This window comes from Arcicella sp. GW822-FHT02H01 (assembly GCF_058802005.1).
The window spans coordinates 3,237,658-3,256,801 of sequence record NZ_JBXANT010000001.1; the positions used below are offsets into that span (position 1 = coordinate 3,237,658).

10 protein-coding genes are annotated in these 19,144 nt (G+C 35.1%); 1 reads left to right on the forward strand and 9 read right to left on the reverse strand.

Features of this window, described 5'->3' with window-relative positions:
- Position 1 precedes the first annotated feature (1 nt).
- A complete protein-coding gene (locus AC1RNE_RS13735) occupies positions 2-892 on the reverse strand; it encodes a glycosyltransferase family protein (protein ID WP_492801515.1) in 891 nt (296 codons plus the stop codon).
- 157 nt (positions 893-1,049) lie between these two features.
- Positions 1,050-1,811: a triose-phosphate isomerase gene (gene tpiA / locus AC1RNE_RS13740; RefSeq protein ID WP_323247059.1), complete on the reverse strand. Its 762-nt coding sequence runs from the start codon at positions 1,809-1,811 to the stop codon at positions 1,050-1,052.
- A gap of 327 nt (positions 1,812-2,138) precedes the next feature.
- On the opposite strand from tpiA, the gene AC1RNE_RS13745 reads away from it, so the two are divergent.
- Complete coding sequence (locus tag AC1RNE_RS13745) at positions 2,139-3,479, forward strand: aspartyl protease family protein (protein ID WP_492801517.1); 1,341 nt, start codon at positions 2,139-2,141, stop codon at positions 3,477-3,479.
- A gap of 56 nt (positions 3,480-3,535) precedes the next feature.
- On the opposite strand, the gene AC1RNE_RS13750 is transcribed toward AC1RNE_RS13745, so the two are convergent.
- From AC1RNE_RS13750 to AC1RNE_RS13780, 7 genes are all read right to left on the reverse strand, one after another.
- Entirely contained in the window at positions 3,536-4,198 is a 663-nt protein-coding gene (locus AC1RNE_RS13750; protein WP_323247056.1) for an ABC transporter ATP-binding protein, read from the reverse strand.
- 54 nt (positions 4,199-4,252) lie between these two features.
- Complete coding sequence (locus AC1RNE_RS13755) at positions 4,253-6,664, reverse strand: ABC transporter permease (protein ID WP_492801519.1); 2,412 nt, start codon at positions 6,662-6,664, stop codon at positions 4,253-4,255.
- A 90-nt stretch (positions 6,665-6,754) separates the two neighbouring features.
- Positions 6,755-9,172, reverse strand: a complete 2,418-nt coding sequence (locus tag AC1RNE_RS13760) for an ABC transporter permease (protein ID WP_492801521.1) — start codon at positions 9,170-9,172, stop codon at positions 6,755-6,757.
- Positions 9,173-9,267: 95 nt separating this feature from the next.
- Positions 9,268-11,652 (reverse strand): ABC transporter permease, encoded by a 2,385-nt coding sequence (locus tag AC1RNE_RS13765; protein WP_492801522.1) that lies wholly within the window; start codon positions 11,650-11,652, stop codon positions 9,268-9,270.
- A gap of 98 nt (positions 11,653-11,750) precedes the next feature.
- Positions 11,751-14,153, reverse strand: a complete 2,403-nt coding sequence (locus AC1RNE_RS13770) for an ABC transporter permease (RefSeq protein WP_492801524.1) — start codon at positions 14,151-14,153, stop codon at positions 11,751-11,753.
- 180 nt (positions 14,154-14,333) lie between these two features.
- The gene (locus AC1RNE_RS13775; protein WP_492801526.1) at positions 14,334-16,718 is read right to left on the reverse strand and encodes an ABC transporter permease; all 2,385 of its coding nucleotides are present in this window, start codon (positions 16,716-16,718) and stop codon (positions 14,334-14,336) included.
- Positions 16,719-16,739: 21 nt separating this feature from the next.
- On the reverse strand, positions 16,740-19,106 hold the full coding sequence (locus AC1RNE_RS13780) for an ABC transporter permease (protein ID WP_492801528.1): 2,367 nt from the start codon (positions 19,104-19,106) through the stop codon (positions 16,740-16,742).
- Positions 19,107-19,144: the final 38 nt, after the last annotated feature.

Genomic DNA, 19,144 nt, shown 5'->3' on the forward strand with positions numbered 1-19,144 from the left:
TTTAATATTGAGCAATCAACTTTTTGACTAAAAACTCAAATTGAGGTTGAAAAGAGAATTCAAATGCGTTAGGTCCTTCAGGAATAACATTAGGGGATTTGTAATAACTTTCCAGCATTCTCGGTGTTTTTAGCGCCTCAGCAATAGCAAAAGGGAATGATTGGTTTCCTATAAAAAACTTGGCTCCAGCAATCACAATGGCTAATTCAAGAAAATTATTGACTGGTACGTATTCTAGCTGTGGTATAATGGATTTCATTAACTGGTATTCTTCGGGTAACCCTACGAACACTAGATTATTGTATTTTTTTAGAATAGAATAATCTACCACTGGCGAATTATAACGTATACTTCTTGCTATAACGATTTTATCAGCCATTGTGGTATCTTTTGGAACATCTAGCCAAGGTTTGCTTAAATCGTAATGAGTAGCAAAACAATTAAAGTACCATCTACTAATATTTCCTTTAGAATAATCGAAAGGAAATTTTCTGAATATATCTAAATCATAATCAATTTCTTGCTTATCATAAATATCAATTTGCTGAAACTGTTGCTGATGAGCCAAAAGAGGTTCTAACATAAGTATCGATTTTTCGTTTAGTCCAATACCTTTAAGAGGGTGCTCTCCGTCAACTTTTATTTTCTGACCGATATTCAAATGGAGGCGTGCTTTGCCATTTTCAGCCAAAGCATACATGGTAGGAATAGCATAGATAATATCACCCAAATGCCCACTATGTTTGAAGTCAACAAGGGGTTTGGGGGTATCTAAAAATTTAATAGAAGGAATATTGCTAACCTTTAATTGATATTTATAATTTTGATAAGCGTCTTTGTTAGTATTTTTTAAATAGAGTTTTTCAAAAGGGTTCAGTTTTTTAAATGCCATGTATAAAATGGTATAATTGAGAATGTGAGTTTAAAGAAAAGTTGAGTAATATATTGTTAATCAAGTTGTTGACCTTGATTAACAAGTGAAGTTAGCATTTATTTTACAAAAAATCCCGCATAGGTTTTCCTAAACGGGATTTTATATTATTATTTTATTAGAATGACTTTGCAATATTCGTAAATTCACGAGATTTCAATGATGCACCACCAATTAAGCCACCATCTACATCTGGACAAGCAAATAATTCTGGAGCATTTTTTTCATTACAGCTTCCACCATAAAGGATAGAAGTATTATCAGCGGCTTCTTGGCCATATTTTGTAGCAAGATGAGCTCTTAAATAAGCGTGCATTTCTTGTGCTTGGTCAGAAGAAGCCGTTAAGCCTGTTCCAATTGCCCAAATTGGTTCGTAAGCAATCACAACTTTAGCGAAATCTTCAGCAGAAAGATGGAAAAGACTGTCTGTCAATTGTGACGCTACAAAAGCAAGGAAATCTTCTCCTTGACGTAATTCTAACGACTCACCACAACAAAAAATTGGCGTTAATCCGTTTTCAAGTACAATGTTTACTTTTTCAGCTAGTTCTTCGTTCGTTTCGTTAAAATATTGACGACGCTCTGAGTGCCCAAGAATAACGTGTGTAACACCGATTGACTTTAGCATAGAAGCCGAAATCTCGCCAGTGTAAGCGCCTGAAGCTTTACTTGAACAGTTTTGTGCAGCAATACCTACATTTGAAACTGTTTCAGTATATTTCTGTAGAGTAGCTAAATAAAGTGCTGGTGGAGCAATAATTACTTGCACATCAGTATTTACTTCGTCTTTTACCATGTTTACAACTTCAGAGGCTAAAATTAATGCCTCATCAGCTGTTTTATTCATTTTCCAGTTTCCTGCTACAATTTGCTTTCTCATTGTTTTTTGGTTAATTATAAATTAGATACTTTAACAAAAGTACTCGTTATCACAATTTTAAAAAACAAAAAAGGACAAGTATCTTCATTCTGAAGGAGAAAATTTTGTTTTTTTTAAAAAGTTAACCTCTCAAATGGGTACAAGATTGACTATAAATTCAAAATAAAATTGCTTTTATTAGGTACGCTAAATCTGCTATTTTTCTTAAAAAATACTTAACGAAAATTTTTGTGTACTTTTCTTTGAATAAACATTAATTTTTCTATGTAGACCCTTGGAAATATGTAATATTATTCTGATATTTAGTTAAGAAACTGACTCTTCTCTATGAAACTCACTTGGCATAAAATATTAATGTTCAGTACTTTACCGCTGGCAGGGTATTGTCAAGATACTATTGTACCTGCTGAACAAAATAATAATGGTGTTACAGTCACCACCATTCCCCGAAATGAATATCCAAAGAAATTTAAACTGAAACCTGTAGTCGAGGAAAACTTTGGTTTTCAATTACTTAAGAAAAAAAAGAGAACTATCATTCCCTTTGAATTTCATGCAAATTTAGTGATAGTACCCCTCAGGGTTAATAACTCTGATACCTTACGTTTTATTCTGGATACTGGCGTAAGTTCAATCATTCTTACTGATTCCAAAATAGCGCAATTGCAACACATGAATTATAGTAGAAATGTGAAAATTGCGGGTGTTGGTATTGGCAATGACCTTGAAGCTGGAATAGTGTTGGATAATACTATCAGAATGGGTGATGCCATCGGCTATCGACAGAATATTGTAGTGCTAAAAGACGATATCCTAAAACTAAGTGAATTTGTGGGAAAGCCTATACATGGTATTATCGGATATGACCTTTTTAATCGCTTTGCAGTAACGATTGACTTTGCAGAAAACCAATTGATTCTGGAGAATCCAGAACATTATAAATATAAGCCTTCAAAAGGAGAACGCTTCCCTATTTCTATAGAAGAAAATAAACCGTATCTAGGGACAGTAGAATTAGTAAATGGACAAGAAAAGGTGCCTATCAAAGTTTTGTTAGATACAGGCGCTGGGCATGCTATCTCTATTGAAGTAAATAAGAAATTTAATATACAATTGCCTCCTAAAGTAGTGAAAGCACAACTTGGGCGAGGGTTGAGTGGTATTATCAATGGTAACTTGGGGAGACTACCTAAAATTAAGTTTGGGAAATTTGAATTAAACAATGTGGTGGCATCGTTCCCTGATAGCTCTTCTTTTCATTTAAAGCCAACTAATTTTTCTGAACGTCAGGGAAATATAGGGTGCGAGTTTCTCAGAAGATTTAAAGTTACTTTTAATTATCGTGATAAATACGTGGTCTTGAAACCTATCAATAGAAGGATGAGAGAACCCTTCGAACACAACATGAGTGGCATGGAATTGATGGCAAGTGGAAGTGATTACCATGAATTTATGATTGAAAGAATTATTGAGAATTCTCCTGCACACTTAGCGGGTTTGCAACAAGGAGATAGAGTAATATTTATCAATAACAGATCGTACAAAGATGTATCCATTACTGAGATCTATAAGATATTTCAGAAAGGAGAAGGCAAGCCGATTAATTTAGTAGTAAAAAGAGGAGCAAATGTGATTTTTACAACGGTTAATTTAAAAAGGTTGATATAAAAAAGTCGCTCAGAGAATATCTCTGAGCGACTAACACTTAAACCAAAACTAAATTTTTATCTTTCGATGCGTCCATCTAATAACTCAATTACTCGGCTACCATAAGTAGCATTTTTTTCCGAGTGAGTTACCTGAATAATGGTTACGCCTTCATCGTTCAATGTTTTAAACAATTCCATGATTTCTTGGCCTTGCTTTGAGTTCAGGTTGCCCGTAGGCTCATCTGCCAAAATCAAATTGGGTTTTGTGATAATAGCCCGAGCAATACCCACTAACTGTTGCTGTCCGCCCGAAAGCTGATTGGGGAACAAGTCTTTTTTACCCACAATATTGAACCTGTCTAGAATATCAGCTACCATAGATTTCCTTTCAGACGACCCAATGCCATGATACAACAATGGCGTTTCGATATTTTCATACACCGTTAGTTCATCAATCAAATGGTAGGCTTGGAAGACAAAGCCAATGTGTTTTTTGTATAATTCTGCTCGTTGTTTTTCTTTGATTTTAAGTACGCTGTGTCCCATAAAAGAATACTCTCCTTCATTGGGTTCGTCCATCATACCAATAATATGCAATAGCGTAGATTTGCCCGAACCCGAAGGTCCCATAATGGATACAAACTCCCCTTGCTCAATAGTCAAGCTTACATCACGTAAAACGAATGCTCTATTTACTCCTGAATTATACCAACGAAAAATGTTTTTGAGTGCTAACATATTTTTAATTTTATAAAATGTAATTGTCTGACAATAACTTTTAACAGTATTTTTTTACTCTGTTTTTAAGCTTTTTACAGGATTTTCTAAAGCTGTTTTAAAGGTTTGTAAGAAAACAAAAAGGCTAATGATAATGCTGAATCCGAAAGCAACGATGGCAAACATTTGCCAACTTAAATCTATACGATAGGCATAAGCTGAGAGCCAATTGTTCATACTCATTGCGCCAAGTGGAAAGGCAATTACGATGGCAATGGCTATTAAAACCACAAATTCTTTCAGAAAAAGCATGATGATACTGATGCTCGAGGCACCCAATACTTTGCGAATACCCAGCTCTTTGGTTCTGCGTGCAATGCTCATCGAAACCATTCCCAAAATCCCCAATAGCACAATAATTCCTGATAAAATCGTTGCGATTTGCGAGGATTTCTTAAGTTGAATTTCAGATTGATACAACTTTTGTAACGTATCATCAATAAAAGTATATTCAAAAGCCGAACCGGGCATTAATGTTATCCATTTTTGCTCGATACTTGATAAAGATTGAGCGAGATGGTTAGACTGAATTTTAAAAGATAAATACCTGAAAAAGGTAAAATCTTTCACATTCATAAATACTAAAGGTGAAATGGCTTTATGCATTGAACCTATATGAAAATCTTTCGTAACACCCACAATGGTAAAAGGTTGTGTAGAGTAATGAATACGAATTTCCTGACCAATGGCTTCTGTGGGATTTTTAAACCCCAAGGTTTTAATGGCAGTTTCATTCAATACAATTTTTCCAGCTTGAAACCTTTCTTGTGCACGCTGAAAATATACACCTGCAATCATTGGTATTTGATACGTATCAGCATATTTTTCATCCGTTGCTATGGTCTGAACATACACTGCTTGGGTGGAATCTTGCCCCATTTTATAAAAAGCATTATTGTTTCCTCCATGACCTGCTGGAATATCATACGACAAACTTACTTGACTTACTTCTTTTAGTTTAGCCATCTCATCTCGGATTCGTTCCATTTTATCAACGCCTTGTGGCGACCAATCACGGGGAACACTTAAAGTAACAACGGCTTCTTTATGATACCCCAAATCCTTGTTAAAAAAGTAATTGACCTGTTTATTAATCACACTTGCCCCAACACAAACAAAAAGAGCAATCGAAAACTGCGAAACGATAAGGACTCTTCGCAAGAAAATATTCTCTTTGATAGATTTCAGTTTGCCTTTTAAAGAATCTATGGAAGGCAAATTGGACAAAATAAAAGCTGGATAAACACCCGAAATTAAGCCAATCAGCACCGAAAAAAGTATAGCAAAAAGGTAAAAATATGGTGAAACCGACAACAAAGAAGGTATTTTCTTGTGGAGCATTTGTCCGAAAAAAGGTTGAAATACTTCATAAAGAATCAGAGAAATCAATAAACTGAACAAAGAAATCAAGATGGATTCTGCCAAAAATTGAAGCATTAATTGCTTTTTCTGGCTACCAAGCATTTTTCTAACACCGATTTCTTTGAGTCTTGTAACAGCATTGCCGATAGACATATTGATAAAATTAACAATTGCCATCAGCAGAATAAACAAAGCCACAAAGAACAGCGTAAGAATGGTCTTTTTTACGATACTGTTGTTAGCTTCAAGATAAACCTCTTTCATCGGAACAAGGTAAGCTTGAAGATTGGTACTGATATTTTCGGGTGCATTGGCTTTGATGAGTTTCGCCATTACTTGCGTAACCGTTGCTGGATTTACGCCTTTTTTTAGCTCTACAAAGCCAACATTATAAGGATTGTTCCAAGCGAAGTACTTCTCGATTCCCCAGAATTTACTGCTTTCAAAAGACATTAAAATTGGGATTCTGGTATCAGAAAGTAAGTGCATCACCGAATTAGTATTTACTTTTCCCAAAACGCCCGAAATCATAAAACTCTTTTTGCTTCCAGCATTTGATTCTACCGTCAGGCTTTTGCCAACACAATCCAATTTACCAAAGTACTTAATTGCTTGTTCAGACGAAATTACCATTGAATAAGGTTGGTCTAAAGCCGTTTGGCGGTCGCCATAAAGCAATTGAAAGCCATACATTTTCAATAAAGTAGCATCGCCAATTTGAATATCTTCTCTGAAAGCTTTGTCACCGTTTGAAATCGTAGAAGTATAGCCTTCAAAGCCATAGTAATTTTCTACCATATTGGGGTAATTCACTTTCAAAGTTTTTGCCAGCGGAGCAAGTGTCGTGATTTCTAAACCGAAGTCTGCTTGCTTCCATTTGCTTTGAATTAAATACTGATTTTCTACATTTTTTAAATCAGCATTTACTTGTAACTCTCCCCAAATGTAAGTGCCTATTAGTAAGGTAAAAGTAATACCCACAGATAAACCCAATATAGAAACCAATGAGTAAAACTTCCGTTTCATCAAGTTTCGCCACGCTATTTTAAAGTAATTTTGTATCATAATTTCAGAAATTTATTAGTTCAAAGTGAAGATAATCAGACTAATATATATTCTGATTTAGCTTAACTTTTTTTAACATTTCAATAGAAATTATTCTGTCCTCAAACTCTTTACAGGGTTGGCTAAAGCGGCTTTTACTGCTTGGAAACTTACTGTTAATAAGGAAATTACAATGGCTGTGATACCTGCCAAAGCAAAAATCCACCAAGAAATTTCAATTTTATAAGCAAAATCTTGTAACCATTTTGTCATTGCCCAATAACCTAAAGGAAATGCAATAAGGCAAGCCATTAAGACTAATTTTAGAAAATCTATTGACAATAAACTTGTAATACTTATTACCGAAGCTCCTAATACTTTCCTGATACCTATTTCTTTGGTGCGTTGTTCTGCGGTGAAAGTAGCCAAGCCAAATAAACCAAGACAAGCTATTACAATTGCTATAAGCGTAAAATAAATAATAATACCAGCCGAACGTTCTTCTTTTTCATAATTCCTTTGGAAGTCTTGGTCAAGGAAAGAATATTCAAAAGGCGTGTCAGGGTTTATTTTTTTCCAAACTTTCTCTATATCAGCAATTACATCTTTGTAGTCTCCTTTCTGTACATTAGCTATTAAATAATGGATTTGGTCATTACCCAAAAGTTTAATTAGCCCAAATGGAGATATGGTTTCGTGCAGGCTTTTATAATTAAAATCTTTAACAACCCCTACAATTTCTCTTGCGAAAAGTTGATTGTTTAACTCACTGTAAATTTTTTTACCAATGGCATTTTCACTACTAAAACCTAATTGTTTTATGGCAGTTTCATTTAAAACAATCGCATTGGTATCCGCCTGCGGATTACTTGAAAGCGGTCTGCCTATCAATATTTTATAACCAAGTGTAGAAATATAATTGTCGTTTACTCTGGCAAAATGAATATCCACATTGTCTTTCATGGTATTACCTTCTGCATAAAATAGCTGGTCTTCAATTAATTGAATCCCAGGATAACTTGAACCAGCAGTTATTGAAACTATCTTTGGATTTTTCGCCATTTCATTTTTTAGGGCTATATAGTTATTAGCCGATGTTGTACTTTGAAATGGTAAAATAATCTGTTGATTTTTGTTGAAACCTAAATCTTGATTTCGTATTAAGCTCATTTGTTGCCAGATAATCACGACTGCTAAAATCAATGATATTGAAATAACAAACTGAAAAACAACAAGCCCTTTGCGAATAGCAATTACTGAAATACGATTGATTAATTTACCTTTTAGTACTTCAATAGGTTTGAATGAAGCCAGATAGAATGAAGGATAAAGCCCTGCGAAAAATCCTGTGGAAAGTGTAATGCCAATAATCCAAAATAAGGTATTGGGGTTTTGGAACAGCATTAATTTCTTTTGAGTAAAACCATTAAAAACAGGTAAAAATAATTGGATGATTAATACTGCAATGAAAAGTGCAATGATACACATCATCAAGGATTCTCCCAAAAACTGTCTAATCAATGCACTTTGATAGGCACCAATTGCTTTTCGGATACCAACTTCTTTCGCTCTTTTTTCAGCTCGTGCTGTTGAAAGATTCATGAAATTAATGCAGGCAATCAATAATAGAAAGGCTGCTATTGAGCTGAAAATATAGATATACTTTATGTTTCCATTTGTAGAAATTTCGTTTCCAAAATTTGACTCTAAGTAAATATCCTTTAAAGGTTGTAAAAAGAAATGTTTTGATACACCCAACGATTTTAGGTCTGCTCCTCCGTTATGTTGAAAAAAGGCTGGCAGTTTTGCTTCAAAAGAAACAGGATTTGTGCCTTTTTTTAATTTAAAATAAGTATGAAATATACTATTGTTTGCCCAGTTGGTTTGGTTTTTTACCCACCCACCAATTTCACTATTTTGCATAGATAAAAATATATGAGCATTGATATGTGATTTATCTTCGGTTTCTTTAAATACTCCTTTTACAGTATAATCAGATTTCCCATAAGGAATCTCAACGCTGATTGTTTTATCTATAGGGTTCTCATTTCCAAAAATTTTATAGGCAACTTTTTCTGATATAACTATGGTATTGGGCTGATATAAAGCTTTTTGAATATCACCATATTTGGACTCATAAGTGAATATTTTAAAAAAAGTAGAGTCTACATAATAAGCATTAGTTTCATAAAATTGCTTATTGCTTTTAATGTTTTTCAATAGCATTTTATCAATACCGGGAAATTTCAAAAGACGTGTTGCTTGCTCTACCTCTGCAAAGTCCTTCTTTAGTGCACCCGCAACAGGTGCTGGAACAGACACCCATTTTTCTGTTTCAGTCTGGATGGCAATTCTATATAATTGAGCTACTTGATTAAGATGTTTATCATAACTGAGTTCGTCAAAAACATACAAAATTATCAACATACAAGTAGCAAGCCCTACGGCTAATCCAACAATATTAATAAACGAATAAACCTTGTTTCTAACGAGATTTCGTAAAGCGATTTTCAGATAGTTTTGTAACATAATGATATGACTTTAGGATTGATGACTAAATGACCAAAAGATTTTAGATTTGGGATTTTGAAAAAAACTCCGCACTCAAAACTACCAACTCCAAATCATTCTGTCCGCAAACTCTTTACAGGATTAGCCAAAGCTGCTTTTACTGCTTGGAAACTTACCGTTAATAAAGTGATAATCAATGCTCCTAAGCCAGCAAAAGCGAAAATCCACCAAGAAATATCAGTTCTATACTCATAGCTTTGTAACCAATTGTGCATATAGTAATAGGCAAGAGGGGTAGCTGTTAAAAGTGAAATCAGCACGAGCAATACAAATTCTTTTGAAAGTAAAGTCCATAGGTTTAACACCGTAGCACCTAATACTTTTCTGATACCAATTTCCTTTGTTCTTTGTTCTGCTACAAAAGAGGCTAGTCCGAACAACCCTAAACAAGAAATAAAAATAGCGAGTACTGCAAAGAATGAAGTCAGCTTTCCGATTCTTACTTCATTAAGAAATTTTAGATTATATTCATCATCAGCAAACCAATAATCAAATGGCATATCAGGAGCATATTTTTTTAAAGTATTCTCAATTTTACCTAATGCTTCTGAGGGACTTACGTTAGGATTAATTTTGATATTAATAATATTTATCCATTTATAGTCTAATACAAAAACAGTTCGTAAAGCAGGTTCATACGGAGAGTTCATGACCATGTCTTTTACTACGCCTAGTATCTTATAAGGTTTGCCATCGATTTTCATGGTTTCGCCAACTACTTGTTTGATGCCCATGAATTTTACGGCAGCCTCGTTCAATACAACGCCAGTAGAATCAGTTGAAAAGGCTCTTGAGAAATCTCTTCCTTCTTTGAATTGCCAACCTACCGTTTTCCCAAAATCGTGGGTTACTGCAACTGTGCCAAAATTGCCTTGTACACTAGGGTCTTTGTCCTTCCAATCATAACCATTATTAATTGCCCAAACACCCGTTGTTGGACTAGAAGACTCAGACATTTCTGATACAGCACCAGTCTTTATCAAATCATTTCTGATGGCATCATAGTGTTGTAATAATTCAGGCGTATTGACAAACATTGTTAACAAACCTTCTTTGTCATACCCTATTGGGCGATTCTTAGCAAATTGAATTTGGTTGTAGATGATAATCGTGCCAATGATTAAAGTAATTGAAACGGTAAACTGCACGACTACTAACACTTTTCTAGGCATTGAGGCAAAATGCCCGATTCTGAAAGTTCCTTTCAACACTGATATGGGCTGAAAAGAAGATAAATACAAGGCTGGATAACTTCCTGCTATAAAGCCCGTAATTAAACAAAAAGCTATATTCAAAAGCCAAAAAGCTGGACTTGTATATAGGATAACCATTTTTTTATCTGCTATTTCATTGAAAGCAGGCAAACTAAGTTCTACCAATAGTAAGGATAGTATAAAAGCGATAAATACTACTAAGAAAGATTCACTAAGAAACTGAATGATTAATTGACTACGCATTGACCCAATGGCTTTTCTGACACCAACTTCTTTAGCACGTTTTTCAGAACGGGCCGTACTTAGGTTCATAAAATTGATACAAGCCAATAGCAACACAAACACCCCAATAATGCCAAATAGCCAAACAAACTCGATTTTTCCACCTGTATTTATGCCATTTTTAAACTCAGCATATAAATGCCATTTATTCATAGGATGAAGAAATACTTCAGGTTTAAAAGAAGCACCTGCTTTATCGACCTTAAGGAGTTTGACATTTTTTATTTTTGTAGAAACCTTATCTACATCAGCATTATCAGCCAATTGAGCATACGTCTGAAAGGCATTACTTCGCCAAGGATTGCTTAGCTTTTCATCCCAATTTTCATTTTTGATGTAAAGATCCCAAGGAGCGATAAATGCTAAATCATGAAAATCAGAATTATGAGGAATATCTTCATAAACACCAGTCACTTTTAGCGTAAATTTATTATCAATTCTAAAAGATTTGAACAGAGGGTTTTCATTACCAAAAAATGCTTTTGCTGTTGATTCATCAATTAAGATAGATGAAGGGTCTTTCAACCCATTATTTGTTCCTTTCAGCATTTTTAAGCTTAGCATTTCTGGAGCCTCAGCTTCAAAGTATTCGCCTCGTATAGAAAGCTTTTTATCACCAAACTTCAAAATATGCTTACCTCTTCCAGAAGACATGAGTACAAATTTGAAATCGCTTCCATATTTTTCACGAATTTCAGCACCCAGTAAATAGGGATTAGATGTCTGAGTACCCACTTCGCCATTAAAGGTTTGGTGTTGCATTACTTGTACAATTCTATCATAGTTTTTATGATATTTATTGAACGACAATTCATCATGAATCCACAAGCCAATCAGTGTTGCCACTGCCATACCAACAGCTAATCCACCAATGTTAATAAAAGAGTAACCCTTGTTTTTAACAAGATTACGAAAGGCGATTTTGAAATAGTTTCTAAGCATAATGATATGACTTTAGGATTGATGACTAAAAGACTAAAGGATTTTAGATTTGGGATTTTGACAAAAAACACGCTACATTCAAAACTCCTAACTCCAAATCATTCCGTCCTTAGGCTCTTTACAGGATTAGCCAACGCTGCCTTGATAGCCTGAAAACTTACTGTTAATACGGTAATAGCGATGGCACCTAAGCCAGCAAAAGCAAAAATCCACCAAGAAATGTCTGTTCTATATTCATATTTCTGTAACCAATTGTGCATAAAGTAATAGGCAAGAGGCGTTGCTGTAAGGAGTGATACGATTACGAGGATTAAAAAATCTTTTGAAAGCAAAGTCCAAAGGTTTAAAACCGTAGCACCTAACACTTTTCTGATACCAATTTCCTTGGTTCTTTGTTCAGCTACAAAAGAAGCCAGTCCGAATAAACCTAAGCATGAAATAAAGATAGCAAGGGCAGCAAAAAACAAGGCTAGTTTCCCGATACGCTCTTCAGTTTTGAATTTATTAGCAAATTCTTCATCTGCAAACTTATAGTCGAAAGGAGCAGAGGGAATATACTTTTTGAAGGTAGCCTCAATCTGTGAAATAGACTCGCTCGTACTTTTATTAGGATTCAATTTAAGGGTTATCCAATTCACATTATGTGAACTCAAGAAGTAAAAAGCTTGCTTTACGGGTTTGTATGGCGACTGCATCAGCATATCTTTAATTACCCCAACAATCGTAAAATTTTGTGCATTTTTACCAGTACCCCAAGTAACGGTTTTTCCAACGGGATTTTTAATACCCATAAACTTTACAGCTGCTTCATTGATAACTAGCCCTAATGAATCAGTAGAGAAATCTCTTGAAAAGTCTCTTCCTTCTTTAAACTTCCAACCTACTGTTTTTCCAAATTCATGGGTAACACTGATGTTTGCAAAGTCAGTATCTAAATTAGGGTCTTTGCCTTCCCAAGAAAAACCACCTGAATTTGACCAAACTTCGGTTAATGGACTTGATGATTCGGCTAATTCAACAATAGCTCCCGAACCTTTTAATTCATTGCGCAGTAAATCAAATTTTCCATAAAAGTCTGGCGTTTTCATCATTATCATCATTAGTCCGTCTCTATTATAGCCAATAGGTCTATTTTTTGAAAACTGTACTTGTCGGTAAATAATGATAGTACCAATAATGAGTGCTACTGAAACGGTAAACTGAAATACTACTAAAACCTTGCGTGGTATAGCCGCAAAACGCCCTGCTTTAAAGGTACCTTTTAGTACTTTAACAGGTTGGAAAGATGATAAATATAAGGCTGGATAACTACCAGCGACTAAGCCAGTAAGTAAACTAAAACTAAGTGAGAGAATCCAGAACAAAGGGTTTGTCCACAGAATCGTCATCTTTTTATCTGCTACGTCGTTGAAGAAAGGCAAAACAAGTTCTACCAAAATGATTGAAAAGATAAACGCAAAAGCTACTACTAGTAAAGACTCGCTCAGAAATTGGGCAATTAATTGGCCACGGACTGAACCAATGGCTTTACGAACACCTACTTCTTTCGCACGTTTTTCAGAACGAGCAGTGCTCAAATTCATGAAATTGATACAAGCTAATAGCAATACAAAAATACCTACAATGCCAAATAACCAAACATATTCTATTAATCCGCCGATATTTACACCGTTTTTCCAGCTAGACTTTAAGTGCCAGTCAGCCATCGGTTGAAGGAAAATTTTAGCATCAAATCGTCTTTCTTCTTTGGGAAGATTGTTGAATTTTGAACGAAGAATGCGTTTATTGACTGTTTCAAAATCAGTATTATCAGCTATCTGAGCATATAATTGAAATGAATTATTATCCCATTGATTATTATCTCTTGCTCTTTTTATCCAATCTTCTGAAGAAATGTATAAGTCCCAAGGGGCAATGAATTTCAAATCTCTGAATGAAGTATTAAAAGGTAAATCTTCATATACGCCTGTTACCTTTACATTCAGTTTATTATCAATTTTCATGGTTTGATTAATAGGGTCTGAATCTCCAAAAAAAGCTTTTGCCGTTGATTCTGCAAGCAAAATAGAATTAGGTGTTTTCAGTCCTTCATTCGTTCCTTTCAAAATTTTCAGTGACAACATTTTAGGGGCATCAGTATCGAAGTAAATTCCACCTTTAGATAATTGCTTGTCATTAGTAGATAAAATATGGTCTCCTTCCCACGAAGCCATGGCTAAATATTTAAAATTATTACCATACTTGCTTTTAAGCTCAGGCCCTAAAGGAAAAGGCATAGCATTGCCTGTATAAACTGTGCCATTTTCTGTTTGATGTTGCATACCAACACCTATTTTATCATAATTTGTATGATATTTATCGAAGGATAACTCGTCATGAATCCATAAACCAATCAGCATTGCTACAGCCATACCAACTGCTAATCCACCAATGTTGATAAAAGAATATACTTTATTCCTAACAAGATTTCTGAAGGCTATTTTGAAGTAATTTTTGAACATAGCGTGAGGAGGTTATTTTGATGTTGATATGTAACATATATTTTCAAAAACATCACCAAAAAATTATCTATTTGATTTTCAGTAGATTATAAATTTTTACAAAAAAAGAAGTGTCCGTTTTCGGACACTTCTTGTGCGGTTTTGAACAAATATATTGGGTGCTATAAAAGACGTTTAGCCTTATTCAGACCTTAAACTCTTGACAGGATTTGCCAAGGCTGATTTAAAGGCTTGGTAGCTAATCGTTAGTATCGTAATGCATACTAAAAGGACTAATACTAAGGCGAACATCCAACCACCAATGTCGATACGGTAAGGGTAACTTTCTAAGAATTTACTAGCAGACCACCAAGCTAACGGAAAAGCAAATACAACGGAAACAAACACTAATTTCAAAAAATCTTTGGTCAGCATGGCTACGATGGCTAACGCAGTTGCTCCAAGCACTTTTCTGATACCTATTTCTTTGGTACGTTTTTCGGCAGAAAGTGTAGCTAATCCAAAAAGACCAATACAAGAAATAAACATGATTAAGATAGCCGAAAAGCTAATGATTTGCTTCCATTTTGCCTCTTTTTCATATTGTTTCTGGTTGATTTGGTCTTTAAATTCATAGATATAGGGTTGCGTAGGGCGTAGTTTTTTAAATACTTTTTCGATGTATTTTAAACTAGCAGGCGTATTGCTAGGCTTAATTTTGATATTCAGTTGCGCATACGAACTCATTTCTGGATTGCTTGTGAATAGTTGAGGCTTGATGGTTTCGTATAAGGACGAAAAATGATAGTCTTTTACTACGCCTACTACTTGAAACTTTCTATTGCGTGAAAAGAAATCAACTGTTTGCCCGATTGGATTTTTCCAGCCCGCTTCTTTTACAAAAGCTTCATTGACCAAAATGGCTTGTGCGGTATCCGAAGGAAAATCTTTAGAGAAATTTCTGCCTTGTACCATTGGTATTTGTAGCGTAGGGAGATAATCTTGGTCAACAATATCAAAGGCAAAAACAATGTCTTTGTTGCCATTGATACGAGCAAGCGTATTCCAAGAACCACCTTGTCGTGGCGCTACATTTTCGATAGCAGGATTTTTTAATAATTCTTGTTTAAAGGTCTGTGTTTCGGTATAAGTCATTCTGCCCGTGGATAGTTCTACGATATTGTCGTCTTTATAACCTAAATCTTGTTTGACTAAAAAATCAAACTGAGCGTATAGAATCAAGGTAGCCATCATCATAAAGGCTGCTAACGAAAACTGAAAAACGACAAGACTTTTTTGCAAGAAACTACCCTTTGAAAGCTTAAAGCGACCATAGAGTGTATCGACAGGACTAAAGCTGGATAATACCAACGCTGGATAAATACCTGCCAAAAATCCTGTGAGGAGGAACAAGCAAAAATAAGCAGCAATCAGTTGAATATCAAAAAGGTATTTCAATGATAAAGCTTTGTTTGATAAACCATTGAAGACAGGCAACGTTAATTCTACCAAAACAATGGCTAACAAAAAGGCAATGAGGCTCAAGACAAAAGATTCGCCCATGAATTGCCAGATAAGTTGCTTACGGTCGCCACCAACTACTTTTCGGATGCCAATTTCCTTACTTCTTTTGACCGAACGAGCTACCGTTAGATTTACAAAATTGATACAGGCAATCAACAATAGAAAAATAGCCAACCCAATTAATACATAAGAATACATGGGATTACTTTCGTCTCTTAGTCCATTGGCTGCTCTGAATTCTGTAGAAAGATGAACGTCTAAAAAGGGTTGCAATCCATATTGTATGGTACTTTGGTAGTTCCATTTTTCTTTCGCTTCAATCAATTGCCCTTTTGCTTCACGTGCATAAATACTGGCAAATTTCGCTTCTAAGGCCTTTGGGTTAGCAAAAGGTTTTAAGGTTACTATTGTGTTTAAATAAAAGTTTATCCATTGGTCATCATGCGTTTTATCGCGGTGATAGGGCATCAATAAATCAATCTTAACAGAAGAATTTTGGGGCGTCTTTTTGGTAACAGCACCCACGGTGAAATCTTGAAAGGTATCATCGTAATTAATAGACAATGTTTTGCCTAAAGCAGGCTGTTTGCCAAAATATTTTTCAGCAACCTCCTCCGAAATTACCACGGATTGTGGGTCTTTTAAAGCTGTTTTAGCAGAACCTTCTGCAAAATCAAACGTGAAAATGGTGAAGAAAGAACTATCTACCTTCATGGCATCTTGCACCAGAATATCATTTCCTTTTTTGATATTATAACTTTCGCCTTGCATACGGACGTAGTTTTCAATCTCGGGCAATTGCTCTTTAAAACTAGGGCCAGGCATCATGCCTGTAATCCCAAATTTTTGTACTTTACCATCTGGAGCAGTTTCAGTAGAGGTGATTCTATAAATCTGATTGACATTTTTATGGAAACGGTCGTAACTGACTTCGTCTTTGGTATAAAGTACTATCAGCATACAGCAAGCTAAGCCAATGCTTAAACCCGCAATATTGATAAACGAAAACACCTTATTGCGTTGGAGGTTTCGGATAGCTATTTTTAAATAGTTTTGTAACATCGCTTTAATGGGTTAGTTTTTTTATTCGTTACGGAGGCTTTTAATGGGATTGGACACTGCTGATTTCAATGCTTGATAACTGACCGTAATGAACGCCAACGCCATACTGGTTAAACTTGCCAACAGAAAGGTTTCCCAAGTAAGGGATATTCTAAAGACAAAGTCTTGCAACCATTTTTGCATAGCCCACCAAGCCAATGGAATAGCGATGAAGTTGGCAATGATAACAAGCCCTAGGAAGTCTTTAGAAAGGAGGAATACAATGTTCCTGATGTTGGCACCTAATACTTTTCTAATACCAATTTCCTTGTCTTTTTGCTCTGCCAGAAATGTAATTAATCCGAAAAGACCTAAACAGGCTATCAGAATAGCGATACTAGTAAAGCTGAAAAACATCTTTGACATACGTACTTCATTGGTGAAGGTCTTTTGAAATGCTTCATCTAGGAAATAAAATTCAAAGGGCTTCTCGCTTTGATATTTTTCGTAGATGTTTTGCACTTGTGCCACTTTTTCTTGCATATCGGTTTTTGAGTCTAACCGTAGATAAATACAACCAGATAATATTTCAGTAGGATTAGGTGCAGCTACTGAAATCATCAATGCTTCGATTTTTGATTTTACGCCCACGTAATGAAAGTCTTTCATGATACCACCGACTATGGTTGTACCACTTCCGAGGTTCACAGATTTTCCTACAGGATTATCACCCAACTCCATTTGTTTTACAGCTACTTCGTTTAGATAGATTTTTGCTGTTAAATTTTTATTGTCAATAGGCGCTTTCAGCCATTTCAAATCAACAGTATTAAAGAAATTTTCGTCGGTGCTGATAGAAAATAATGTAACTTCTTTTTTAGAAATCAATGACTTAGTAAACCATGCATTTACGCCTTTATACAAGGGTGTTGAAACGCTTGAAACACTTTTTACACCACTTATTTGCTTGAGTTCATTGTTGAACAATGCGATTTTTGAGGCAGCACTTTCTTCAATAGGTAATACCAACACTTGGTCTTTGGTTAGTCCCAAATCCATGTTTCGCATAAAATCCAGTTGTTGTTGTACTACCAAAGTGCAGATAATAAGCACTACAGAAACAGAGAACTGGAAAATTAAAAATCCTTTACGAACGATTGCACCACTCTGTTGGCTTGAAAACTTACCTTTTAGCACTTCTATCGGGCTGAACCTAGAGAGAAAAAGGGAGGTATAACTTCCAGATAATAGAATACTTAATACAAATATTGATAGCAGTAAGCCTATAAAAAGAGGGCTTTTCATAAAAGAGGTATCTACCACCATGCCCAAAATGTCGTAAAATGGCTGACGTAGTATTTCTAGTAATAGAAAGGCTAACACAAAAGAACATAAGCAATATATAAAGGCTTCTACATAAAACTGCTTTACTAAACCTAGGCGTTCGGCACCAACTACTTTTCTGATACCTACTTCCTTTGCTCTAATCGTGGCTCTGGCAGTTGTCAGACTCATATAGTTAAATAATGCCAATACGAGAATTAATATCGCAACACCCGAAAAAATTAAGGCAAATTTTGTATTTGCTTTGTCTGAGTAATTACTTCCGTTATGAAGTTTATCAAATTGTTCAAGCGAATAAGTGGCAGTTTCATCAAAACCTCCTGAGAGTTTACCCGCTTTAACAATCGTCTTTTCTACTTTAGAAACAGACTGCTGTTTATTCAATAACACATAAGTTTCAAATGAACCCGCACGCTCCCAAATTGATAGGTGAGAGGCATCTAGTTTTGGGAAAGTGGAAATGGGAGTAATCAACTCAAATTGAAAAGTTGAATTGGAAGGCATTTGTGCCATAACACCCGTCACCGTGAATACTTGTTTGCCTTCTAATAGTAATGTTTTTCCAATAGGATTTTCGTTGCCAAAATATTTTTTAGCAACCTTCTCAGAGATAACCAAACTGAAAGGATTGTTTAAGAATGATGTATCGTTGCCTTGTAAGGTTTTAAACGTAAATACTTTGAAAAAAGAAGGGTCAACGAATGAAAGCAATTCTTCTTTGAATTTGATTTCAGGATGAAGCGCATTTTTGAAAGTGATATTCCTTTCTTTCGCTATTCTTACAATCTCTTTTACCTCAGGGTTACTTTGCTTTAATATTCCACCCAATTTAGCATTCATAGCTGTAAATTGAACAGTTTGTTCACCGTATTTGCTCACCGATAATATTCTATAAATTCTATTACCTTTTTCGTGAAATTGGTCGTAGCTAAATTCATGCGAAACAAAAAGTAAAATCAGCATAGCGGCTGCTAAGCCCGTAGCTAGCCCACCAATATTCAAGATAGAATACAGTTTATTACGCCATAGATTCCTAAGAGCTATTTTTAGATAGTTTTGTAGCATGATATTTATGATTTAAAGATTTCAGGACTAAATGACTG